We start from the raw sequence: 24618 nt of genomic DNA, 5'->3' as shown, positions 1-24618 counted from the left end.
TTTTGGACGCTCTGCGTCCGCGCTCAAGGCGTGACGCGGAGCGTCTTAGGAATGGATTCCCACGCGGAGCGTGGGAACGATCACTCAAGCATCAGGGCTTCCTCGACCCGATCCCTGCCCGCCTGCTTGGCCACATACACCGCCGAATCAGCGCGCAGCAGCAACCCATCGATGCCTTCGTCAACCCGCCAACTGGCCACGCCGAAGCTGGCGGTGACCACTCCCACCGGTTCCATCGCCGCATCGCGCAACGACTGCCACAACTGTATCGCCAGGCTGTAGGCCTGAGCGCCATCGGTGTTGGGGCACAGCACCACGAACTCTTCCCCGCCGATCCGGCAAAACACATCGGTGCGGCGCAAGCGTTGGCCGATACGCTTGCACAACTCCTGCAACACGCTGTCGCCCACGGCATGGCCGTGCTGATCGTTGATGCGCTTGAAGTGGTCGATATCGAGCATGATCAACGACAGCGCGCCAGATATACGGTTGAGCCGAAGCATTTCGCCCTTGAGACGATCCTGGAAATAGCGCCGGTTATAGATCCCTGTCAGGGAGTCGGTGATGGACAGCGCGCGCAGTTCTTCCTCGACCCGTTTGAGATCAGAAATATCCGATACATAACCGTGCCAAAGCGTACCGCCTCCCGGCAACTCTTCCGGCGTCGCTTCGCCGCGAATCCAGCGCAGGCCTCGCTGGGGTAATTGCACGCGGTACTCTTCTCGCCAATGGCTCATTTGCAACGCAGAAAGGCGTATCGACGCACGCACTCGCTCCAGATCCAAAGGGTGAATGCGCTCCAGCACCGTGTGCGCATCCTTCTGCAGCATGCCCAGCTCGATTTCATAGATATCGCGCATGCCTTCGCTGGCATAGATGAAACGCCCGTTGTCCTGGGGCTCCAGGGTGAACTGGAAGATGCCACCAGGCACATGGGCGCTGAGTTTTTTCAGCAGGCGGTCGCGGACGGCAAGGGCCTCATAGGCGCGCTTTTGCTCGGTGACATCCAGGTAAATCGCCAGGTGCCCGACCCATAGGCCATGGTCATCCAAGAGCACGGTCGGCAACATGTTGACCGTCAACTGGCTGCCATCCTTGCGCACCAGCGTCCACTCACGTCCTTCATGTTGACTGTCCGGGCTCTCCACCAGCATCGCCTGACTCGCTGGAATGCGCTTGCCCAGCGCCCTGCTCAACGCCTCGGCGCGGGCGTCGAGTTCCACGGCCACATGCAGACGGTCCAAGGTCATATGCCCAAGCACCTCCTCGGCCTTGAAGCCCAACATCTGTTCGGCACCGGCATTGAAGGTGTTGATCACACCGCGCAGGTCAGTGGCAATGATCGCCACTTGAGTCGCCGCATTCAACACGCTGCGCAGTTGCCCATGGGCGCCACGCAACTCCTGCTCACGGGCACGCAATTGAACGGTGCGTTGCTCCACCAGTTTCAGTGCGCGCTGGCGCTGGCTGACCAACATGTAAAGCAGCGCACTGAGCAAGGCGCTGAGCAACACGCCCATCGCCAGAATGGCGTGCATCGAAGAATGGTTGGCCCTGTCGAACACTTCGCTGGCGCTCAGGCTAAGAGCGTAGACATGATCGCCCAGGGAGAGGCGGCGTGCAGCCGTCAAGCCACTGCTGCCCAACGCGTTACTGGACGCATATAACACCCGTTGCTGAGTGTCGGAGGTGTCTACGATCTGCATCACCAGGTTGTCACGGTTGGGCCTGGGCAACCCCTCGGCCACCAGCTGGCGCATGCTGATCACCGCCATCACAAAACCATAAGGCTCGGCCCCCGCGACTTTGCTCACGGGCGCCACCAATAACACGCCTGCCGCATAAGCGGGCTCCACCCCCACCAATTGCATGGGCTGTGACACCGCCAACTGGCCGCTTTGTTGTGCACGCTCCAGCGCTGCACGGCGCAGGGGCTGCGCCAGCAAATCAAAGCCCAGCGGCGAGCCCAGCAAACTCTGCGTCTGGCTGTACAGCACCGGTACGTATTCATCGCGCTCGGCCGCTGGCGCCAATTCACCGGAGGTATTCAGTTCGCGGATACTGAAGGGAATGCCACGCTGGCGAGAAATGTCCTGTTCAAACAGGCTGCGCTGCGTGCGAAATATCCGTGGTGCCCAGGCATAAGCACGGGCATGCAACAACAGCGGTTTGGCGAAACCGTCGAACTCGTTGCGGGACACCTCGCCGGAATTGACGAAGAAACGCTGCAGGCTGCCCAGGCGTTGTTCCTGGTCTTCAAAACGTTCCTGGATGCGGCTGTAGCGCTCGTTGACCAGCAACTGGAACCGCTGGCGCACCTGTTGCTGATACAGGTCGGACGCCGCCCACGCGACGACCACCGTCAGCGCGCTACCAACCACTAACACCACCAATGCCACCAGCCAAGCCGATGCCTGCTCACTGATAAAACCAAGGATTTTCGGGCGAACGACTTGCATCGGCATAGGCAACACTCACAGCGCCAGTGTGCGGGGGTGTCACTTTGGCTAGGGCTTAAGTTATAGCCATCGGTCATGGGTTTGACCAGCGCAAAACCGTCAACGGGCTTATTGTGGCGAGGGAGCTTGCTCCCGCTCGGGTGCGAAGCGCCCGCAAGTTTCCGGGGGCCGCTGCGCAGCCCAGCGGGAGCAAGCTCCCTCGCCACAGAAGCTCGCTCCTACAGGGAAAAATCAGCGTGCTGTGATTTTCCAGGCGCGGTGGATCTTGGCATTGCGCGCAAAATCCGGGTCGATGGTCTTGTCGCTGATCTCCTCGACCGCATAGCGTTCGCTGAGGTTGTCTTCCAGCTGGAACTTGCGGAAGTTGTTGGAGAAGTACAGCACGCCACCCGGCGCCAGGCGCGCCATGGCCAGGTCGAGCAACTGCACATGGTCACGCTGCACGTCGAAGATGCCTTCCATGCGCTTGGAGTTGGAGAAGGTCGGCGGGTCGATGAAAATCATGTCGAATTCATCGCGGCTCGCTTCCAGCCACGCCATCACGTCACCCTGTTCCAGGCGGTTCTTGTCGGAGAAGCCGTTGAGGGAGAAATTGCGACGCGCCCAGTCCAGATAGGTCTTGGACAGGTCGACGCTGGTGGTGCTGCGCGCGCCGCCCTTGGCAGCATGCACACTGGCTGTGGCGGTGTAGCAATACAGATTGAGGAAGCGCTTGCCCGCCGCTTCCTTCTGGATGCGCATGCGCATCGGGCGATGGTCGAGGAACAGGCCGGTGTCCAGGTAATCGGTGAGGTTGACCAGCAACTTAACCCCGCCTTCACTGACCTCGGTGAACTTGCCTTGGGCACTCTGACGCTCGTATTGCTTGGTGCCGCTCTGACGCTCACGACGCTTGACCACCACACGGCTCTTGTCGACGTTCAGTGCCTGGGGAATTGCCGCCAAGGCATCGAACATGCGCGCCGAGGCTTTTTCCGGGTCGATGGATTTAGGCGCGGCGTATTCCTGTACGTGCACCCAATCGTGGTACAGGTCGATAGCCATGGAGTATTCAGGCATGTCGGCGTCATACACACGGTAGCAATCCACCCCTTCGCGCTTGGCCCATTTGCCCAACAGCTTGAGGTTCTTCTGCAGGCGGTTGGCGAACATCTGCCCGCCTTCGCTCAAGCGCGCCTGTTCCACCACGGGGGCCGGGGCGGGCTTGATCGGGTTGCCGTTCTTGTTGTACTGACGCTCTGCCGGCTCGCTCGGGGCCTGGTCGTAGGCCGCTTGCTCACGTTCGGCCTGGCGCTGTTCAGGAGTGCGGCGCTCACCCGTGACGAACTGATCCGGGTTGACCTTGATCAGCAGCAACTTGCACGGCAATGCGCCGTTCCAGAACGAATACTGTTTGTGGCTACGGATACCCATGCGCTTGCCCAGGTCCGGCGCGCCGGTAAACACCGCCGCTTCCCAGCCCATGCACGCCTGGCGCAGGCGCTCGCCGAGGTTCTGGTAGAGGTACAGCAGGCTGGCTTCATCACCCAGGCGCTCGCCGTAAGGTGGGTTGCAGATGACCAGGCCTTTCTGGTTCTGGTCCGGGCGCGGCTCGAAAGTACCGACTTCGCCTTGGTACACCTTGATCCAATGGCTCAGCCCGGCGCGCTCGATGTTATTGCGAGCAGGCTGGATCAAGCGTGGGTCGGCTTCATAGCCACGCACCCACAACGGCGGCTTGTTCATGCCGATAGCGGCACGCTCAGTGGCTTCTGCGTGCAGTTTTTTCCACAACGCCGGGACGTGGCCCAGCCAGGTGGTGAACCCCCACAGTTCACGATTGAGGTTGGGGGCCATGTCGGCGGCGATCATCGCGCCCTCGACCAGAAAGGTACCCACACCGCACATCGGGTCTGTCAGCGCGCCGCCTTCGGCCGCAATACGCGGCCAGCCGGCGCGGATCAGGATCGCCGCCGCCAGGTTTTCCTTCAGCGGTGCCGCGCCCTGCTGCAGGCGGTAGCCGCGCTGGTGCAGGCTGTGGCCGGAAAGGTCCAGGGACAGGATGGCTTCGCCACGGTCCAGGCGCAGGTGAATGCGCAGGTCAGGGTTAATCTTGTCGATGGACGGACGTTCGCCGGTCGGGGTGCGCAGTTTGTCGACGATCGCATCCTTGACCTTCAGCGCGCCGAAGTGGGTGTTGTCGATGCCCGAGCCGTGCCCGCTGAACTCCACCGCAAGGGTACCGTCGGGGACCATGTGGTCAGCCCATTCGATGTCCAGCACGCCGTGGTAAAGATCCTCGGCGTCCTTCATCGGGAAGCGTTTGAGCACCAGCAACACACGGTTGGCCAGGCGCGACCAGAGGCACAGGCGGTAGGCGGTTTCCATGTCGGCCATGCCGCGCACGGCCGAGGTGTGCTCGCGGGCTTCCTCAAGGCCAAGCCCGACGGCTTCCTCGATCAGCAGGCCTTCGAGGCCCTTGGGGCAGGTGAGGAAGAGTTCAAAACGGTCCGACATGGGGCATTCCAGGCTTTTCAGCAATAAGTGAACAGGCGACGCATCGCCGGTTCGGTTTTCAATCAAGCACTTTTCTCGAAGAGTGCTCGCGTGGCACGAATGTGCCGTTCCACCCCGTCTGACGGGCCCTTGAGCCTTTATTGGCGAGGCAGAAGAAGAATGTTGTGCAATAAAAAGAAATATTCCGACCCTTCGTCGAATAATAACCGACTGCAACAGGCGGTCATTCTCACCAAGGGATTAAACCTTTCCTCTGTGCAGGGCACATCATAGCTGGCTTTGCCCTATAAAAGGGGCGAATAACCATCCCAGCTTATGGCTATAGCATCGTTATCGTTACGTGCTTATGACAAAACGATCATTGAATACATGTGACCTATTGGTTAGAACTCAACACAGGTTGGCGCCGTAACGGTGCCGACACATCGGCTCGCCACGCCGGCAGCGAGCCCACCAACGGCAGAAAAACTCTGCCCGGCCTTGGACAAGGCCGAAGGATATCTAGACAGTCAACAAGTGAGGGAAACACCCTATGAGAAGACTTAAGCGTGATCCGTTGGAAAGAGCATTTTTACGCGGATATCAATATGGCGTTCATGGAAAATCCCGTGAGCTTTGCCCATTTACTCTACCGTCGGTACGCCAAGCCTGGATCAACGGCTGGCGAGAAGGACGCGGCGACAACTGGGACGGTATGACTGGCACTGCGGGCATCCACAGACTCAACGAACTTCACGCCGTCGGCTAATCAGGGGCACTTTATTCCGACACACATCTCTGAACGAGTAACGACTTAACCACGCGCGCCCCATCCGGGCGGCGGGCTTCGGCCCAGGGGCTCCTTTATGGAGCCCTTTTTATTGCCCCGCAGATTGTCAGCGCAAGGCAGCGATGGCATCCACCGACTGGCGAATCAACGCCGGCCCTTTATAGATAAAGCCGGAGTACAACTGCACCAGGCTGGCGCCAGCCGCGATCTTCTCGGCCGCGTGCTTGCCTTCGGTAATACCGCCCACCGCGATGATCGGCAAACGCCCGGCCAACTCGGCCGCCAGCACCTTGACGATATGGGTGCTCTTGTCACGCACTGGCGCGCCCGACAGGCCGCCCGCCTCGTCACCATGGGCCAGGCCTTCGACGCCCACGCGGCTGAGGGTGGTATTGGTTGCAATCACCGCGTCCATCCCTGAATCCACCAGGGCCTGGGCCACCAGTACGGTTTCTTCATCGCTCATGTCCGGCGCGATCTTGATGGCCAGGGGCACACGCTTGCCGTGACGCACGGCCAGGTCTTCCTGGCGCTGGCGCAAGGCTTCGAGCAGTTGCTTGAGGGAATCGCCAAATTGCAGGCTGCGCAGGCCCGGAGTGTTGGGCGAGCTGACGTTGACGGTGACATAGCTGGCGTGGGCGTAGACCTTGTCCAGGCATATCAGGTAGTCATCCACCGCACGTTCCACAGGGGTGTCAAAGTTCTTGCCGATGTTGATACCCAGGATGCCGGTGTATTTCGCCGCCTGAACCCGCGACAGCAGATGGTCGACGCCGAGGTTATTGAAGCCCATGCGATTAATGATCGCCTCCGCTTCCGGCAGGCGGAAAATGCGGGGCTTGGGGTTGCCCGGTTGCGGCCGTGGGGTCACGGTGCCGATTTCGACAAAGCCGAAACCCAACTGCGCAAACCCGTCGATGGCGGCGCCGTTCTTGTCCAGGCCGGCTGCCAGCCCGACCGGGTTGGGGAAGTCGAGCCCCATCACCGACACCGGCATTTTCGCCGGTGCCTTGCATACCAGGCCATTGAGCCCCAGGCGGCCACCAGCGCCGATCAGGTCCAGGGACAGATCGTGGGAGGTTTCCGGGGAAAGTTTGAACAACAGCTGGCGGGCCAGGTTATACATGGGCGGGCTAGACTCGGATGGCGGTAAAAGGTGGCGGTGATTATAGCCGCGGCGGTGGGTTGCATGCGAGGCATGACACTCGATCTCATTGACGCTGCGCCATCAAGGCCTCATAGCGCACCCAGATCCTCTCGGCGTAGCGCAGGCGTAATGCCTCACGCTGAGGGCCGGGGCCGGGCCCAACGTTGTAAGCGCCCACTGCCGTCCAGTTGTAGCCAAAACGCTGTATAAAATCGGCAAGAATCGAGGCGCCTACTTCCACCGACAGGCAAGGTTCGTTCAACAACCGCTCTTCGGTAATACCCTGCTTGAGCAAACGAGGCAGGTGAATACTGTTTATCTGCATCAAGCCAATATCCCGTGTGCCGTTTCGGTTGCTGTAGTTCATTGCTTGCGCACGGTAACCCGACTCGACTGAGGCGATAGCCTGCAGTAACTCTGGCTCGAGATCGTAGCGGCTGGCCGCCTCTTCCCAGCAATAGGCCCATGCCGGGTTACAGCCCATCAGCACACTGAACAACAGGCCTCTGCCCCCGACCCTAACCTTTAACATTACTGGCCTGACCACAGACGGCGCACAGGTGCAGGACAGCCCTCGGTTGATCACCCACCCGTACCGGGCATGTAAAGCGATAGCCCTTGCCATAAATAGTCTTGATAAAGCCTTTGTCGGCCCTCAAGTGCTTGCGCAGGGAATAAATACAACGCGTAAGTGACTCATCGGCTACCTCGCCCCGAGGCCAGGCCAGTTCCAGCAAGCGGTCCTTGGTCATCAGTGCGCCACCGGAGGCCAGCAGCAACCTCAGCACCTGCCCCTCCTTGGGAGGCAGCTGTATATCCGCATCCGCGCCTATCAACCGACCATCGCCGTGCAAGGTCCAGCGAGCGAAGACCAGGGATGCCGCCGCTTCTTGCGTCACGACGGCCATACGCACCTCTGTATCGACTACTGACATTCAAATCCTTACTGTGTGAACCGGCTCACCTGCCATTGGCACGACTATAAAAACCGCCCCGCAGACTCGCGTTAGGAAAAAACCCATTCAATGGTTTTTTTTGGGCCGCTGCCGGTCAGACAAATCGCTTGCCCCCTTATCGCGACAGCCATTCCTGAAAGGTCTCCTGCAACTCGACCCCTAGCCGGTCCTCCAACTGCACCAACTCACCTAACGCCATCAATTGTCCATTGACCCGCACCTCCACACATCGTGTGACGCCTGGGTCCAAGGGCAGCACTTTTCCCGGCGCGAACGCGGCCAAACGCTTGCGGCTGATCAATCGCTCCTGCAGCAGTATTTCCAGGTGCATGGACAAATGCCTTTTCAGGGGGAAAACTCGCGCTCCGTCCGTAGGAACGCACGTTGCACACGCTCATATTGCGCGGCGGTCAACTGAGGTGGCCCGACCTGCGGGTCGCCACCACCGGCATGCGCCTGCCCTGGCAAGGTTTCACTCAGCACCTGGGCCACATCCAGCTCGGCCAGCAGTTTCTCGATAACTTTCACCTGGGCAGGCGAGCCCTTGATCAACACACTGTTGGTATCCGGATAGGCCAGCAACGCAAGGCGGCCGTCGGCCAACCGGACCCTCTGCGCCTGGGATAGCCGGGCATGGATCATCGAGAGCATGCCTGGTACCAGGCCCCTGTTGGTACCCACGCCGTGCGGGTGATCTTCCACCGGGAAATTGACCACTTGCACCACGCCAAATGCAGGCGGGCGCTCTGGCAACTTGCGAGGGGGTCGATCCATCAGTTGCGTCAGCCGCAATATATGATCGACATAGCTGGGAGGCCCGGACACGTAGAACATGCGAGCCCCGTTTGGGCGCAGCGGATAACGCGGCTCATCCAGCCCTGCACGCCGCATGATGCCACGCAGCCTGTCGACACTAATATGTTGCAGCGCCACCGCCGAGCTTCTCGCTTCGTCGGCAGCGTAGACGTGCAACACTTGGCCATCGCTGTGCCAGATCAAGCCTTCGCGCGCGGCGAGCGTTTCAATGACCTGTTGCGGCGCCGCAAAATCGAACGCTCCGCTCACCTGCCTACTAGCCACGGCACGGCTGGTCACCACGGGCAGGCCCAATGACACAGACAACGCAGCAAAGAAAGCCGGCAGCCCCTCATCCTGTGCCTGGTACACCTCGCCACAGGCCGTGCGACTGCCCAGCAACAGCGCGGCGCACAGCAGCACGCTGTACAGCCAGCGGCAATTGAGGGTTGCGAGGAAATCAGCGTGCACCGTGGGAATGCCTGGCGGTCTGGCCTGAGGAAGCGGCCATACTGCGAGGCGCACGAGGTTCAATCATGATGGAAAGTTGACGGCCAGTTGCACCGGCCCACCCATGGCATGTGCCTTGCTATGCACTCTGTATCAGGCTCGCACCAACGGCGGTACGGGCCTACGGACAGAGGCGTCGTTTCCCTGCAATGGCCTGTAACGCCAGCCTGGGAAACGGCGCTTTTTTTTCAGAAAAGGCAGGTATTGATGAACGATCCGCTGGCTTGGGTACACGGCAGCGATGCCCCGGAAAAGAGCAGCCTGGACCTTGGGTTCATGGCCCTGACCGATTGCGCCTCGTTGGTGGTCGCCGCCACCCAGGGCTTCGCCCAACCTTACGGCCTCACACTCAACCTCAAGCGCCAGGCGTCCTGGGCCAACCTGCGCGATAAGCTGGTCAGCGGTGAACTCGACGCCGCCCACAGTCTCTACGGGCTGATCTATGCCGTACACCTGGGCATCGGCGGCGTCGCCGCCAGCCCCATGGCAGTGCTGATGGGGCTGAACCAGAATGGCCAGGGCATCAACCTGTCCCACGGCCTGCAACAGCAAGGCGTGATCACTCCTGAGGCGTTGAAAGGCCATGTGCACCAAAGCCGGACAAAACTGACCTTCGCTCAGACGTTTCCCACCGGCACCCATGCCATGTGGTTGTACTACTGGCTGGCGAGCCAAGGCATTCATCCATTGCAGGATGTGAACAGTGTGGTGGTGCCGCCGCCGCAAATGGTGGCGCACCTGCAAGCCGGACGCATCGACGGACTTTGCGTGGGTGAACCCTGGTGCGCCAGCGCAGTGCAACAAAACCAGGGCTTTACCCTGGCGACCAGCCAGGCAATCTGGCCGGACCACCCGGAAAAAGTCCTGGGCTGCACCCAAGCCTTCGCTGACGCGTACCCCAATACCGCACGCGTACTGGTCATGGCGATCCTCGAGGCCAGCCGGTTTATCGAGCAGAGCCGTGAAAACCGCCGCTCTACCGCCCAGTTGCTCAGTGCCAGTGAATACCTCGACGCACCTGTGGCCTGCATCGAACCGCGCCTGCTGGGGCACTATGACGATGGCCTGGGCAACCACTGGCAGGATCCCCATGCACTGCGCTTTTTCGCCGACGGCGAGGTGAACCTGCCTTACCTCAGCGATGGCATGTGGTTCATGACCCAGTTCCGGCGCTGGGGCTTGCTGCGGGAAGACCCTGACTACCTGGGCGTTGCCCGGCAAGTTCAGCAATTGGCACTGTATCGCCAGGCTGCCGAGGCGCTGGGCATTAACGCAGGCGACTCGGACATGCGCCGCAGCCAGTTGCTCGACGGCAAGACCTGGGACGGCAGCGACCCCGCTGGCTACGCCCGCAGCTTCCACCTGCATGCCCTGGCCGATGATGCCAATCGCCAAGCGCTGCGCTGACAGGAGCCCGACGATGCTGCGAATCCTGTTGATCAACGACACCCCGCGCAAGGTCGGGCGCCTCAAGGCCGCATTGACCGAGGCCGGCTTCGAGGTGATCGATGAGTCCGGCTTGACCATCGACCTGCCCGCACGCGTCGAAACAGTGCGTCCTGATGTGATCCTGATCGATACCGAGTCACCCGGGCGCGATGTGATGGAGCAAGTGGTGCTGGTCAGCCGCGATCAGCCACGGCCCATCGTGATGTTCACCGACGAGCACGACCCTAATGTGATGCGCCAGGCCATCAAGTCCGGCGTCAGTGCCTATATCGTCGAAGGCATCCAGGCCCAGCGCCTGCAACCGATCCTCGATGTGGCCATGGCGCGCTTCGAGAGTGACCAGGCCCTGCGCGCCCAGCTCCATGCCCGCGACCAGCAACTGGCCGAGCGCAAGCGCATCGAGTTGGCCAAGGGCCTGCTGATGAAGATGAAGAGCTGCAACGAGGAAGAGGCCTACACCCTGATGCGCCGCCAGGCCATGAGCCGTCAACAGAAACTGATCCAGGTGGCGGAGCAGATTATTGCCATGAGCGAGTTGCTCGGCTGATCTGGCTCAGCTCTTGCTAAAGAATTATCACAGGTAGCCAACGGCGGTTGCCCCTTCACGACAAAGACGTCGCCCACCCGGTTTGCCCTCGCGAACCCGGTGGCGGCGTTTTTTCGTTTCTAGACCCCCAACCGTTGAGGTGCGTGATGAAATCAAGCTTCTGGAAATCCGGGCACACCCCGACCCTGTTTGCCGCGTTCCTGTATTTCGACCTGAGCTTCATGGTCTGGTACCTGCTGGGCCCCCTGGCGGTGCAGATTGCCGCTGATTTGCACCTGACCACCCAACAGCGCGGCCTGGTGGTGGCCACCCCAATCCTGGCGGGCGCGGTACTGCGCTTCTTGATGGGGATGCTGGCCGACAAGCTGTCGCCCAAGACCGCCGGGCTGATTGGCCAGGTGATTGTGATCGTGGCGCTGTTCTGCGCCTGGAAACTGGGGATCCACAGCTACGAACAAGCGCTGCTGCTGGGCATGTTCCTGGGCATGGCCGGTGCGTCCTTCGCGGTCGCCCTGCCTTTGGCGTCACAGTGGTACCCCGCGGAGCACCAGGGCAAGGCGATGGGCATCGCCGGCGCCGGTAACTCCGGCACCGTGTTTGCGGCGTTGCTGGCGCCCGTGCTGGCGGCCGCCTTTGGTTGGAGCAATGTATTCGGCTTTGCGCTGATACCACTGGTGCTGACCCTGATCGTATTCGCCTGGCTTGCGCGCAATGCGCCTGAACGGCCGAAAGCCAAATCCATGGCCGACTACTTCAAGGCCCTGGGCGACCGCGACAGCTGGTGGTTCATGTTTTTCTACAGCGTGACCTTCGGCGGGTTTATCGGCCTGGCCAGCGCCCTGCCCGGCTACTTCAACGACCAGTACGGCCTGAGCCCGGTGACCGCCGGCTATTACACCGCCGCCTGTGTGTTCGGCGGCAGCCTGATGCGCCCATTGGGTGGCGCCCTGGCAGACCGGTTCGGCGGGATCAAGACCCTGCTCGGCATGTACAGCGTGGCGGTGATCTGCATTGCGGCAGTGGGGTTCAACCTGCCCAGTTCCTACGCGGCGCTGGCGCTTTTCGTCTGCACCATGCTCGGCCTGGGCGCTGGCAATGGGGCGGTATTCCAACTGGTGCCGCAGCGTTTTCGCAGTGAGATCGGCGTCATGACCGGCCTGATCGGCATGGCCGGTGGCATCGGTGGCTTCGCCCTTGCGGCGGGCATGGGCGCGATCAAGCAGAGTACTGGCAGCTATCAACTGGCCCTGTGGTTGTTCGCCAGCCTCGGTGTGTTGGCCTGGTTCGGCCTGCATGGGGTGAAACGGCGCTGGAGAACCACCTGGGGTTCGGCCGCCGTGACCGCCGCCCGCGTCTGATGAGCCTGCAACTGAGCGTCGCCCAGGCCAGTGCCATCGGCCCGCGCAGCGAGAACCAGGACGCGCTGCGGGTGGTCACGCCCATGGCGGAACTGGCCGCGAGCAAAGGCTACCTGTGCGCACTGGCCGACGGCGTCAGCCAGTGCGCCGACGGTGGCCTGGCCGCACGCTCGACCCTGCAGGCCCTGGCCCTGGACTACTACGCTACGCCACAGACCTGGGGCGTGGCCCAAGCGCTGGAGCGCTTGTTACTGGCGCAGAATCGCTGGTTGCAAGCCAACGGCGGCGGCCAACCGTTGCTCACCACCCTGAGCGCCCTGGTGTTTCGCGGCCAGCGTTTCACCCTGGCCCATGTCGGTGATTGCCGGGCGTATCGTTGGCTTGACGGAGAGTTGCAACGCATCAGCGAAGACCATGTGTGGGAACAGCCGGGCATGCAACATGTGCTCAAGCGCGCCCTCGGCCTGGATCAGCATCTGGTGCTGGATTTCCTCGATGGCCCATTGCGCGAGGGCGAGTGTTTCCTGCTACTCAGCGATGGGGTGTGGGCCACGCTGGGCGATCACAGCATCGGCGCGATCCTGCGCGAACAAAGCGAACTCGAGCTGGCCGTCAACACCCTGGTCAACGCCGCCCACCTGGCGGGTAGTCAAGACAACGCCAGCGCCTTGCTGGTGCGCATCGATCAACTCGGCGCGGCCACCCTCGGCGACGCCTTGGTGCAGTTGCAGCAATGGCCACTGCCGCCACCGCTGAAAGTCGGGCAAACCTTTGAAGGCTGGCAGGTGCAAAGCGTGCTGGCGCAGAGTCGGCAGTCGTTGCTGTACCGCGTGCACGACGCCCAGGGGCAACCCTGGCTGCTCAAGACCTTGCCGTTGCGTTGCGACGATACCGACGCCGCCCAGGCCTTGTTATCGGAGGAATGGTTTCTGCGCCGGGTCGCCGGCCGGGCCTTTCCCGAAGTGCATGCCGCCAGTGGCCGTCAGCATTTGTACTACGTGATGCGCGAATACGCCGGGCAAACCCTGGCCCAACTGTTCCAACAACAAGGCCCGCTGCCGTTGGCACAATGGCAGTCGATTGCCGAACGCTTGCTGCGCGCCGTGGGCCTGTTGCATCGCCGGCAGATCCTGCACCGCGACATCAAGCCAGAAAACCTGCTGCTGGGAGAAGATGGCGAACTGCGGGTGCTGGACTTCGGCCTGGCCTATTGCCCCGGGCTCTCCGAGGACCGCGCGCAACTGCTGCCCGGCACCCCCAGTTTCATCGCGCCCGAGGCGTTCGCTGGCGAGCAGCCTACGGCACAACAGGACTTATATAGCGTCGGCGTGACCTTGTATTACCTGCTGACTGGGCATTACCCCTACGGTGAAATCGAGGCCTTCCAACGGCCCAGGTTTTCCCAACCCGTCAGCGCCAGCCGTTATCGCCCCGACTTGCCGGAATGGTTGCCACACAGCCTGGAACGAGCGGTGACCGCTGTCTCGGCCCAACGTTATGAAACCGCCGAAGAATGGCTATTGGTGCTGGAGCAGGCCGATCGCCGCGAATTGAGCGTACGCCCACGCCCTTTGCTCGAACGCGAACCCTTGAAAGTCTGGCAGACCCTGGCGATGGCCTCGCTTTTGCTCAATCTGGTGCTGCTGTACTGGCTGATGCACCACTAGCGGGCAGAATGCGCCGACGCTCCGTGTAAACGCCCAGTAAACCTGGGCTATAGGGAGTTGGCACAGCTGCTGCATTAACGTTCTCAACACCCCACATATAGCCGCTCCTTCAACGACGAAGGGCCGAGCTTCCCGAGAGAACGGGACCAGGACAAAGGCGTCCTCGCTAGCTGACTAGCGGGGATGCCTTTTTTGTTTGCGCACGATTTGTCGAGCCATTGCGGAGAACGACATGAAAAAACTCAAACTGGTGATGATCGGCAACGGCATGGCCGGGGTTCGCACCCTTGAAGAACTGCTCAAGCTGAGCAACGAGCTGTACGACATCACCGTGTTCGGCGCCGAGCCTCACACCAACTACAACCGCATCCTGCTGTCGCCGGTACTGGCCGGTGAACAAACCTTCGAAGAGATCGTGCTCAACGACTTGGATTGGTACCTGGACAACAACGTCAAACTGCTGCTCAACCGCAAAGTGGTGCAGATCGACCGAGTCAAGCGCAAAGTCATCGCCGAAGACGGCACCGAGGCCGAATATGACCGCCTGCTGATCGCTACCGGGTCCACGCCGTTTATCCTGCCAATTCCCGGCAACAGCTTGCAGGGCGTGATTGGTTACCGCGACATTGCCGACACCCAGGCGATGATCGACACCGCCAAGACCCACAAGCATGCGGTGGTGATCGGCGGCGGCCTGCTCGGCCTGGAAGCGGCCAACGGCCTGATGCTGCGCGGCATGCACGTGACGGTGGTGCACATCGGTGAATGGCTGCTGGAGCGGCAACTGGACAAGACCAGCGGCCAGCTACTGCAAACCGAACTGGAAAGTCGCGGCCTGGTGTTTCGCCTGTGCGAGCAAACCCAGGCCCTGCACGATGCCGGCAATGGCCGCGTCGGCTCGGTGCAGTTCAAGAATGGCGACATCATCCAGGCCGACCTGGTGGTGATGGCTGCCGGCATCCGCCCCAATACCGAACTCGCGGAAAAGTCCGGCATCCCCTGCAACCGTGGGATCCTGGTCAACGACACAATGCAAACCTACGACCCGCGTATCTATGCGATCGGTGAATGCGCCAGCCATCGCGGCATCGCCTATGGCCTGGTGGCACCCTTGTTCGAACAGGCCAAGGTCTGCGCCAACCACCTGGCCCAATTGGGCTTTGCCACTTACAAGGGCTCGGTGACCTCGACCAAGCTGAAAGTCACCGGCATCGACCTGTTCTCCGCCGGCGACTTCATGGGCGGCGAAGGCACCGAAACCATCACGCTCTCCGACCCGATTGGCGGCGTGTACAAGAAGCTGGTGATCAAGGACGACATCTTGGTCGGCGCCTGCCTGTACGGCGATACCGCCGATGGCGGCTGGTATTTCCGCCAGATCCGTGAGAACCACGCCATCGGTGAAATCCGCGATCATCTGATGTTCGGTGAAAATGCACTCGGCGATGTCGGCCACCAAGGCCAGGACAAAGCCATGAGCATGGCCGACAGCGCCGAAGTCTGCGGCTGCAACGGTGTGTGCAAAGGCACCATCGTCAAGGCGATCCAGGAACAAGGGCTGTTCAGTGTCGATGAGGTGAAAAAACACACCAAGGCCGCCAGTTCCTGCGGCTCCTGTGCCGGGCTGGTCGAGCAGATCCTGATCAACACCGTGGGCGGCGCCGCCGACGTCAAACCCAAAAGTGAAAAAGCCATCTGTGGCTGCAGCGACCTCAACCACGGGCAGATCCGCCAGGCCATCCGCGAGCAGCACCTGCTGACCATCGACAGCACCATGCGCTACCTGAACTGGCGCACCCCCAATGGCTGCGCCACCTGCCGCCCGGCCCTCAACTACTACCTGATCTCCACCTGGCCCGGCGAAGCCAAGGACGACCCGCAATCGCGGCTGATCAACGAACGGGCCCACGCCAATATTCAAAAAGACGGCACCTACTCTGTGGTCCCCCGGATGTGGGGCGGCGTGACCAATCCTTCGGAGCTGCGCCGCATCGCCGATGTGGCCGACAAGTACAACGTGCCGATGGTCAAGGTCACCGGCGGCCAGCGCATTGACTTGCTCGGTATCAAGAAGCAGGACTTGCCAGGGGTATGGAAGGACCTGGATATGCCGTCCGGGCATGCCTATGGCAAATCCATCCGCACCGTCAAAACCTGTGTGGGCAGCGAGTTCTGCCGGTTTGGCACGCAGAACTCGACGCAACTGGGCATCGAGCTGGAGCATGACCTGTTCAATATGTGGTCGCCCCACAAGGTCAAGTTGGCGGTCTCCGGGTGCCCACGCAACTGCTCGGAAGCGGGCATCAAGGACGTAGGCATTATCGGTGTCGACTCGGGCTGGGAGATGTACATCGGTGGCAACGGCGGGATCAAGACCGAAGTCGCGGAGTTCTTCGTCAAGGTGAAGACCGCAGAGGAAGTGCGCGAATACAACGGCGCATTCCTGCAGCTATACCGCGAAGAAGCCTTCTACCTGGAGCGCACCGTGCACTACCTGCAGCGGGTGGGCATGGAGCATATCAAGAAGGCTGTGCTGGAAGACCCGGCCCGCCGCCAGGCCCTCAATGAGCGTTTGCAGTTCTCGTTGTCATTCGAGCAGGACCCGTGGAAAGAACGCCTGGAACAGCCGCTGCTGAAAAAGGAATTCGACGTGATCCCCGTCAAACAACTGGAGGTCTCGCTATGAACTGGCTGGATATCTGCGCGCTCGATGAAATCAACGCCCTGGGCTCGCGCATCATCAGCGGGCCGAAAGGTGACATTGCGATTTTTCGCACCAGTGACGATGAAGTCTTTGCCCTCGACGACCGCTGCCCACACAAAGGCGGGCCGCTGTCCCAAGGCTTGATCTACGGCAAGCGGGTGGCCTGCCCGCTGCACAACTGGCAGATCGACCTGGCGACTGGCCAAGCCCAGGCCCCGGATATCGGCTGCGCCCACCATCATCAAGCCCGGGTCGAAAACGGCCGGGTGATGCTGGCCCTGCGGGACGCGGGTTGATGAACCGCCAGACCACCGCGTCCACCTGTTGTTATTGCGGGGTGGGCTGCGGCGTGCTGATCGAGCATGACGGCGAACAGATCCTGGGGGTGCAAGGCGACCCCAGCCATCCGGCCAACTTCGGCAAGTTGTGCAGCAAAGGCGCGAGCCTGCACCTGACCGGCGACTTGAGCGCCCGTGCTCTTTACCCGCAATTGCGCTTGGGCAAAGAACTGGCGCGCACCCGCACCGACTGGGACACCGCCCTGGACCACGCGGCCAACGTGTTCGCCGATACTATTGCCGAACACGGGCCCGACAGTGTGGCGTTCTATATCTCCGGGCAACTGCTGACCGAGGACTACTACAGCTTCAACAAGCTGGCCCGCGCATTGGTGGGCACCAATAATATCGACAGCAATTCTCGGCTGTGCATGTCTTCGGCGGTGGTCGGCTACAAGCGCAGCCTGGGCGCCGATGCGCCGCCGTGCAGCTATGAAGACCTGGAAAACAGCGACTGCGTGATGATCGTCGGCAGCAATATGGCCTACGCCCACCCGGTATTGTTCCGACGCCTGGAGCAAGCCAAGGCGCAACGCCCGCAGATGAAAGTGCTGGTGATTGACCCTCGGCGTACCGACACCTGCGACTTGGCCGACCTGCACTTGGCCATCTTGCCGGGAACGGATGTGGCGTTGTTCCACGGGATTTTGCATTTACTGCTGTGGGAAGACTGGATCGACCGTGCGTTTATCCAGGCCCATACCGACGGCCTGGCCGAACTCAAGCGCCTGGTGCATGACTACACGCCGCAGATGGTCACGCAGCTGTGCGGCATCAGCGTCGAACAGCTGCGCCTGTGCGCACAGTGGGTCGGCACCTCCAGCAGCTTTTTGTCGCTGTGGTGCATGGGGCTTAACCAATCCACCGCTGGCAGCGCCAAAAACAGCGCGTTGATCAACCTGCATCTAGCCACGGGGACCATTGGCCGGCCGGGCTGCGGGCCGTTTTCCCTGACCGGCCAACCGAACGCCATGGGCGGGCGCGAAACCGGCAGCCTGTCCAACTTGCTGCCGGGCCACCGCGAAGCGGCCAACCCTGAACACCGCGCTGAAGTAGCGGCCTATTGGGGCGTGGAACAACTGCCCGCGACTACGGGCCTTACCGCCATCGAACTGTTTGAACAGGTGCAGGCTGGCAAGATCAAGGCGTTGTGGATCGCCTGTACCAACCCAGCCCAATCGCTGCCCGACCAGAACGCGGTGCGTGCCGCCTTGGCCGCGTGCCCGTTCGTGGTGTTACAGGAAGCGTTTCGTACCACCGAAACCGCCGCCTATGCCGACCTGCTACTGCCCGCCGCCAGTTGGGGTGAAAAAGACGGCACGGTGACCAACTCCGAGCGGCGTATTTCCCACGTACGCCGCGCCATCAACCCACCGGGTGAAGCACGCGCGGATTGGGCGATCACGGTGGATTTCGCACAGCGCCTGGAGCGTCGTCTGCGTCCGGGGTTGCCGAGCCTGTTCGCCTTTGAGCAAGCGGCGCAGCTGTTTGATGAATTCAAGCCACTGACCCAAGGCCGTGACCTGGATATGTCCGGCATCAGCCACTCCCTGCTCGACCGGCTCGGCCCGCAGCAGTGGCCCTTTCCCGAGGGTGCGCAAGCGGGTACGTCGCGCCTGTACACCGACGGCATTTTCCCTACTGACACGGGCCGGGCGCGATTTGTCGCCGAGCCTTACCGCGCCGCCAAGGAACAGCGCGATGCGCGATTCCCCCTGACCCTGATCACCGGTCGCCTGCGTGATCAATGGCACGGGATGAGCCGCACCGGCACGGCAGCGCAGCTGTTCGGGCACGTCAGTGAAGCATTGTTGAGCCTGCATCCGGATGAGCTACGCCGCCACCGCTTCAAAGAGGGTGACCTGGTCAGCCTGAAAAGCCGTCGCGGCAGCGTGATCGTCGCCGTCGGCAGCGATGACAGTGTGCGTCCCGGCCAAGCGTTTCTGCCCATGCACTGGGGCGACCGCTTTCTCAAGGGCGGCGTCAATACCCTCACTCAACCGGCGTTCGACCCATTGTCCAAACAGCCGGAGCTCAAGCACAGCGGCGTGCGCCTGGAAGCAGTGCAACTGCCGTGGCAGCTGTTTGCGCTGATCGAAGGCGATGTACAGCAACACTTCGAAGCCTTGCGCCCACTGTGTGAAACCTTTGCCTACGTCAGCCTGAGCCTGGCTGGCCGTGAACGCCCCGCGCTGCTGGTGCGCGCCGCGCATACCGAGGCGCCCGACCTGCAACTCTTGACCCGTATCGACCACCTGCTGGGCCTCAACGACGGCCCGGTAATGGCCTATGACGACCCGCGCCGCTCAATCGGCAAGCGCGTAAAAATCGAGAAAGGTCGCATCACGGCCCTGCGCCTGGCCGGCGAAACCCTGGCCCGTCACTGGCTGCAAAGCCTGTGGCTGGAAGGCCGGGCCGACGAGCAACTGCGGCGCTGGTTACTGGCGCCCTTGAGCGCGCCGCCGGGCGGTACCACGGCCAGCAACAAGATTGTGTGCAACTGCAAGAACGTCAGCGAAAACGCCGTGTGTGCCGGTATCGGCAGCGGCCTGGACCTGGATGGCCTCAAACAGGCCCTGGGCTGCGGCACCCAATGCGGCTCCTGCGTGCCGGAAATCAAACGTCTTTTGGCCAGCAACCCGCAGCCAATCGCCATCAGTGTTTAAGGGGAACAACATGAGCGCAAAAGTGTGGCTGGTAGGCGCAGGACCGGGTGACCCGGAGTTGCTGACCCTGAAAGCGGTCCGGGCTCTGCAGGCAGCGGACGTCGTGCTGATTGATGATCTGGTCAACCCGACAGTACTGGAACACTGCACCAGCGCTCGGGTAATTACCGTCGGCAAGCGCGGGGGATGTCGCTCTACCCCGCAGGATTTCATTCACCGCCTGATGTTGCGTTATGCACGCCAGGGCAAGTGCGTAGTACGCCTTAAAGGCGGTGACCCGTGTATTTTTGGCCGCGGTGGCGAGGAGGCAACCTGGCTGCGCGAGCGTGGAATCGAGGTGGAATTGGTCAATGGCATCACCTCAGGGCTGGCCGGGGCGACCCAGTGTGACATCCCTTTGACCTTGCGCGGGGTGAGCCGCGGAGTGACCTTGGTCACCGCGCATACCCAGGATGACAGTAGCTTGAACTGGCGTGCGCTGGCGGAGGGTGGAACCACGCTGGTGGTGTATATGGGCGTGGCGAAGCTGGAAGAAATCCGCGAACAGCTGCTCAACGGCGGCATGGCTGCGGATATGCCGGTGGCAATGATCGAAAACGCTTCGTTACCCCAACAACGCGAATGCCGCAGCTCCCTGGCGGCCATGCATGAAGCTGCAAAAGCCTTTGCACTGAAGAGCCCGGCCATCCTGGTGATTGGCCAGGTTGCCGGCGCCGCACAGATGGCTAGCATCGCCGCTGCGGCAAGCGCCTGAGGCAAATCGCAGGCGAAAAAAAGCCCGGCCTGAGCCGGGCTTTTCTTTACTACTCAGTAATTACTGAGCGGTAGCTTCAACCGACGCTTCTACGCGACGGTTAACAGCGCGACCAGCTTCAGTTGCGTTGTCAGCAACTGGGCGGGATTCGCCGTAACCAACAGCCGTTACACGGCTAGGAGCAACGCCGTCTTTAACCAGGACTTGCTTAACAGCGTCAGCACGACGCTGGGACAGCTTCTGGTTGTAAGCGTCTGGACCTACGGAGTCAGTGTGACCAGCAACTTCTACGTTGGTAGCTGGGTACTGAGCCATGAAGTCGGCCAGGTTTTTAACGTCGCCGTAGCTGTTAGGCTTAACAACGGCCTTGTCGAAGTCGAACTTAACGTCCAGCTCAACACGAACAACCTGAGCAACCGGAGCTTCTGGCTCTGGAACTGGCTCTGGAGCTGGTGCTGGGGTAGGAGCTGGAGCAGCTGCGCCAGCGTTACCGCCGAAGTTCACGCCCAGGCCAACCAGTGCGGAGTAGTCCCACTTGCCGTTGTCCAGACCGTAGTCAGCTTCAACACCAGCACGAGCGTACAGGTTGTTGGTGAAGTAGTACTTCACGCCGGTACCGATGGTAGCGAAAGTGGTCTGGTCGCGACCGCTGTGGCCGTCAGCCTGAACGTTGGTACGGCTCTGGTGGCCGAAACCGCCTTCAACGTATGGACGCAGGCTATCAACGCCAGCCTGACCGAAGTGGTACTGAGCAACGAGGCTGCCAGTGTCACCTTTGATCTTCTGGTTGCCAGTGCCGTCGTTCGAACGGGTGTGGTTGGTCTTGTCGTACGACAGATTCAACGACAGATCGTCGGTCAGGAAGTAACCAATGCGAGCGCCTGGGTTGAAGCCGTCTTCGATGTGCTTAACGCTATCGTTGTACTGCTTCTTGTAGAACAGCTCGCCTTCAACTGCGCCTTGGCCTTGTGCCAGAACGCCGAAAGAAGTAGCGGCAATAAGAGAACCAATGGCCAAGCCCAAGGTGTTTTTCAGTTTCATCCGTTAAATCCCCATCTGGTGATTGTAAAGCAGTCCCACAAACCGGGGGACAACTCGGCGACAAGTCTAACAGAACTTGCCTACACGTAAGAGATATTTGCTACGCACTAAGTTTCAGTCTCGCCCGCAAATTTCTCACGTAATTTATCAAGAGCACGCTTGTACCGCATTTTTGTAGCACTCAAACCCATATGCATGATGTCAGCGATTTCCTGAAATTCCAGCTCTGCGACAAATCGAAGCACCAGAATTTCGCGGTCAATCGGGTTCACATGCACCAACCAGCGATCAAGTCCGCCCTTTTCCTCGGGTGCCGGCGCCTTCTCTTCAGACGCCTCCTCAAGGGGGTCCAGACTCAAAGCGTCCATCAAGCGACGCTTTCGCCGTTCCTTCCGATACTGCGTGATGCACTCGTTGTACGTGATGCTGTACAGCCAGGTCTTGAACTTCGATTTGCCCTCGAAGTTCTTCAGGCCGTATAGCACCTTGAGCATCACTTCCTGACAGACATCATCCGCGTCTCTATCGTTCCCCAAATACCTTGAACAAACGTTGAACAGAGTGCGTTGATACCTGCGCATCAATTCTTCGTACGCGCGTGTTACGTGAAACAGCTCCGTGTGCGAGCGCGCGACCAACTCCTCATCAGAGAGCTCACGGGGGTCATAGCGCGTGGACAGCGTTTGGGCTTTATTCAAAACAAGTCGTGCCGACAGTCAGGTCAATGTCCGCTGCAACCCGGTCACCCGGGTTTGCGGCGGCGTACATTAGCAGGATTTGCCGGATTAGCGGCTACTGACCTGCTGCTCCAGGAGAATCCGGTTGGACAGCGACACCAGTTCCCCGTCATCGGTCAGCACGGTCGTCTTGACTGTGCCGATCTCCTCGATTTGCCCTTCGACCTCGCCCACACGCACCTGTTGCCCAACTTGATACAGCTCACGCACATAGATTCCCGCAAGAATCTGACCGGCAATTTCCCGGCTTCCCAACCCCATGGCCAGCGCAACTGCCAGACCAACGGTAATCAAAACAATCACAATCACGTGGTTGAGCAGGTCAGTTTTGACCTCCAACTGGCTGATCGCGACGGAAATACTGATGATGATCACCAGCCCCTGGGCAATTCGTCCCAGGCCCGCTGCGTAGTCCAACCCCACGCCTTCGGCGGCCCCGCGCACCAGCCCGTTGGCCAGTTGCGCGAGTAAAACCCCCACCAGCAGCACCAGCGCGCCGCCGAAAACTTTCGGCAAATACAGTGCCAGCATGTCGAGCGTAGCTGAAACTCGCTCAAGTCCAAGGGACTGCGCTGCAGAAACCAGAAAAATAAGTAGAACGAACCAATAGACGATCTTGCCGATCAGGGTCGAAATCGGTACTTGCAACCCTGCGCGGCCGAGCAATTTGGTCAGGCCAGTGCCCGCCATCAGGCGATCGAGCCCCAGTTTGGCGAGCAATTTGGACAGCAGGGTATCGAGCAGCTTGGCCACGACAAAACCCAGCAATACCAGGACCAGGGCACCAAACAGGTTGGGAATGAAATTCGCCACCTTGGTCCACAATGCGGTCATCGCGGTGACCAGGCTCTGGGTCCAGAGATCAAGTTCCATATTCAATCAGCCTTATCAGCAGTGCTAGCAAGAGGTTTACGACGGGAAACCGGTGACACATGGGCCGAACCATTGTTCAGGGCCATCATCAACGCCGGCAACCAACGCCCGAGCAGACCGAACAGGTCACCCGCCCCTACCTGACGGTTGGCGGTTTTCAGTACGCGGCCCAGGCAGGCATCGTCATCACGGTTGGATGGCGAAGCATTGAGCATGTCACGCAAAGATTGTTCGAACGGATCGTGCATAGAGACCTCTCGCAAGTGATTTAAAAGACGAGGGTAAAATTCATCGGGTCACATCGGCCCTTTCTTACGTTCAGGTCATATTCAGGTCAAACCCAGCGCAATCGTCGAAACAGCCACCATTGCCCCAGTGCCACAGACACCATCAACAGGCACGCAATCATGAATCCATAAGGGCTGGCAGAGAACGGAATGCCGCCCACATTGATACCGAGCAAACCGGTAAGAAAACTCATCGGCAAGAAGATCCCGGTGATGATCCCGAAGCGGTACATGGTGCGGTTCATGCGCAGGCTCAAGCGCCGGTCTTCAGCCTCCAGCACAAGCCCCACGCGCTCTCTGGCCAATTCCAGCTCTTCCAGGTAACGGGTCAGGCTGTTGTGCAGTTCGTTCCAATAGTCGGCATCGTCGTCGCAGAACCACGCCAATTTGATTCGTGTCAGCTGGGCGAAAATATCCCGCTGTGGGGCCAGGAAGCGCTTGAGTCCGGCGGCTCTTCGACGGATCTGCAGAACGCTGCCGTGCTCCGGGGTATACCGTTCGTCGGCATCGAGTTTTTCTTCCTCGGAATCGACGATTTCAGACAAGCCAGCGACCAGATCCTGCACTTTGTTGGTCAGGTACTGAGCCATATAAAGGATGAGTTCAGACGCCGTCCTGGGGCCTTTGCCGTCTGCCAGTTGCACCAGCAACTCATCGGTAGCGCGCAAGGGGCGCAAACGCAGGGAAATCACTCGGTTGGCGGCGGCGAAGATACGCACCGACACCATGTCTTCCGGCTCCGCGCCTGGGTTGAGATTGATCCCGCGCAGAAACAACAGCAACTCGGCGTCCGGCAGCGGCAACAGGCGTGGACGGGTGTTTTCCTCCAGCAGCAAGTCACAGGCAAACTCGCTAAGGCCGCTGGATTTACGCAGCCAGGTCTGGGTTTGAGGATGGCTGCGATCCCAGTGCAGCCACAGGCTTTCCTGGGGCTGCAACTGCAAATCGTCGAGTTCAGTCCGGGCAATCGAACGCGCACCGCCTTTACCGTCCAGCACCAGGGCATGCACCAGCCCCCATTGCGCGTTTTCTTCTTCGAACATCCTCACCCCGATCGGTTGCGGC

21 protein-coding genes are annotated in these 24618 nt (G+C 60.7%); 9 read left to right on the top strand and 12 right to left on the bottom strand.

All coding sequences use genetic code 11. The features are described from left to right. Positions 1-80 precede the first annotated feature (80 nt). Both BT204_RS15670 and rlmKL read right to left on the bottom strand, forming a co-directional pair. Entirely contained in the window at positions 81-2465 is a 2385-nt protein-coding gene (locus BT204_RS15670; protein WP_072447417.1) for a sensor domain-containing diguanylate cyclase, read from the bottom strand. Between the two features lie 225 nt (positions 2466-2690). Then, entirely contained in the window at positions 2691-4955 is a 2265-nt protein-coding gene (rlmKL, locus tag BT204_RS15660; protein ID WP_034128371.1) for a bifunctional 23S rRNA (guanine(2069)-N(7))-methyltransferase RlmK/23S rRNA (guanine(2445)-N(2))-methyltransferase RlmL, read from the bottom strand. 532 nt (positions 4956-5487) lie between these two features. Here rlmKL and BT204_RS15655 point away from each other — a divergent pair. Then, the gene (locus tag BT204_RS15655; RefSeq protein WP_002553055.1) at positions 5488-5703 is read left to right on the top strand and encodes a ribosome modulation factor; all 216 of its coding nucleotides are present in this window, start codon (positions 5488-5490) and stop codon (positions 5701-5703) included. A 127-nt stretch (positions 5704-5830) separates the two neighbouring features. On the opposite strand, the gene BT204_RS15650 is transcribed toward BT204_RS15655, so the two are convergent. The 5 genes from BT204_RS15650 to BT204_RS15630 all read right to left on the bottom strand — a co-directional run bounded on the left by BT204_RS15650 (position 5831) and on the right by BT204_RS15630 (position 9093). Then, the gene (locus tag BT204_RS15650) at positions 5831-6850 is read right to left on the bottom strand and encodes a quinone-dependent dihydroorotate dehydrogenase (RefSeq protein ID WP_072447413.1); all 1020 of its coding nucleotides are present in this window, start codon (positions 6848-6850) and stop codon (positions 5831-5833) included. Between the two features lie 85 nt (positions 6851-6935). After that, positions 6936-7355 carry a transglycosylase SLT domain-containing protein gene (locus BT204_RS15645; protein ID WP_096143572.1) on the bottom strand — a complete coding sequence of 140 codons (420 nt, stop codon included), beginning with the start codon at positions 7353-7355 and terminating at the stop codon, positions 6936-6938. Between the two features lie 34 nt (positions 7356-7389). Further along, positions 7390-7779, bottom strand: coding sequence for a winged helix-turn-helix domain-containing protein (locus tag BT204_RS15640; RefSeq protein ID WP_072447526.1), 390 nt, complete (start codon positions 7777-7779; stop codon positions 7390-7392). A 163-nt stretch (positions 7780-7942) separates the two neighbouring features. Continuing rightward, the gene (locus tag BT204_RS15635) at positions 7943-8158 is read right to left on the bottom strand and encodes a FliM/FliN family flagellar motor switch protein (RefSeq protein WP_054897186.1); all 216 of its coding nucleotides are present in this window, start codon (positions 8156-8158) and stop codon (positions 7943-7945) included. Positions 8159-8172: 14 nt separating this feature from the next. Further along, positions 8173-9093, bottom strand: coding sequence for a secretin N-terminal domain-containing protein (locus BT204_RS15630; protein WP_229999634.1), 921 nt, complete (start codon positions 9091-9093; stop codon positions 8173-8175). Between the two features lie 246 nt (positions 9094-9339). Here BT204_RS15630 and BT204_RS15625 point away from each other — a divergent pair, with 246 nt between their 5' ends. The 8 genes from BT204_RS15625 (at position 9340) to cobA (ending at position 20615) form a co-directional block, all read left to right on the top strand. Next, positions 9340-10539, top strand: a complete 1200-nt coding sequence (locus BT204_RS15625; RefSeq protein WP_054897187.1) for a CmpA/NrtA family ABC transporter substrate-binding protein — start codon at positions 9340-9342, stop codon at positions 10537-10539. Between the two features lie 13 nt (positions 10540-10552). After that, positions 10553-11128, top strand: a complete 576-nt coding sequence (locus BT204_RS15620; RefSeq protein WP_003193274.1) for an ANTAR domain-containing response regulator — start codon at positions 10553-10555, stop codon at positions 11126-11128. A 146-nt stretch (positions 11129-11274) separates the two neighbouring features. Next, positions 11275-12486, top strand: coding sequence for a nitrate/nitrite transporter (locus tag BT204_RS15615; protein WP_032903097.1), 1212 nt, complete (start codon positions 11275-11277; stop codon positions 12484-12486). After that, positions 12486-14153: a bifunctional protein-serine/threonine kinase/phosphatase gene (locus BT204_RS15610; RefSeq protein WP_072447411.1), complete on the top strand. Its 1668-nt coding sequence runs from the start codon at positions 12486-12488 to the stop codon at positions 14151-14153. The genes BT204_RS15615 and BT204_RS15610 overlap by 1 nt, the downstream gene beginning before the upstream one ends. Before the next feature lie 232 nt (positions 14154-14385). Continuing rightward, a complete protein-coding gene (gene nirB / locus BT204_RS15605; RefSeq protein WP_072447409.1) occupies positions 14386-16839 on the top strand; it encodes a nitrite reductase large subunit NirB in 2454 nt (817 codons plus the stop codon). Next, positions 16836-17153, top strand: coding sequence for a nitrite reductase small subunit NirD (gene nirD / locus BT204_RS15600; protein WP_014719483.1), 318 nt, complete (start codon positions 16836-16838; stop codon positions 17151-17153). Before nirB ends, nirD begins: the two co-directional genes overlap by 4 nt. Continuing rightward, on the top strand, positions 17153-19861 hold the full coding sequence (locus tag BT204_RS15595) for a nitrate reductase (protein WP_072447408.1): 2709 nt from the start codon (positions 17153-17155) through the stop codon (positions 19859-19861). Before nirD ends, BT204_RS15595 begins: the two co-directional genes overlap by 1 nt. 10 nt (positions 19862-19871) lie before the next feature. Further along, positions 19872-20615 (top strand): uroporphyrinogen-III C-methyltransferase, encoded by a 744-nt coding sequence (gene cobA / locus BT204_RS15590; RefSeq protein WP_057976264.1) that lies wholly within the window; start codon positions 19872-19874, stop codon positions 20613-20615. A gap of 60 nt (positions 20616-20675) precedes the next feature. Here cobA and BT204_RS15585 read toward each other — a convergent pair whose 3' ends face one another. The 5 genes from BT204_RS15585 to BT204_RS15565 all read right to left on the bottom strand — a co-directional run bounded on the left by BT204_RS15585 (position 20676) and on the right by BT204_RS15565 (position 24596). Then, positions 20676-21656, bottom strand: coding sequence for an OmpA family protein (locus BT204_RS15585; protein WP_019820540.1), 981 nt, complete (start codon positions 21654-21656; stop codon positions 20676-20678). A gap of 107 nt (positions 21657-21763) precedes the next feature. Continuing rightward, a complete protein-coding gene (sigX, locus tag BT204_RS15580) occupies positions 21764-22354 on the bottom strand; it encodes an RNA polymerase sigma factor SigX (protein WP_003193286.1) in 591 nt (196 codons plus the stop codon). 87 nt (positions 22355-22441) lie between these two features. Further along, a complete protein-coding gene (locus BT204_RS15575; protein ID WP_003193288.1) occupies positions 22442-23266 on the bottom strand; it encodes a mechanosensitive ion channel family protein in 825 nt (274 codons plus the stop codon). A 2-nt stretch (positions 23267-23268) separates the two neighbouring features. Next, positions 23269-23514, bottom strand: a complete 246-nt coding sequence (locus tag BT204_RS15570) for a hypothetical protein (RefSeq protein ID WP_014719486.1) — start codon at positions 23512-23514, stop codon at positions 23269-23271. Positions 23515-23600: 86 nt separating this feature from the next. Then, on the bottom strand, positions 23601-24596 hold the full coding sequence (locus BT204_RS15565) for a zinc transporter ZntB (protein WP_054897192.1): 996 nt from the start codon (positions 24594-24596) through the stop codon (positions 23601-23603). Between the last annotated feature and the right edge of the window lie 22 nt (positions 24597-24618).

This window comes from Pseudomonas sp. NFPP02 (assembly GCF_900119355.1).
GTDB lineage: Bacteria > Pseudomonadota > Gammaproteobacteria > Pseudomonadales > Pseudomonadaceae > Aquipseudomonas > Aquipseudomonas paracarnis.
The sequence above is the reverse complement of the archived record's forward strand: the minus strand, read 5'-3'. Positions and strand labels throughout refer to the sequence as shown.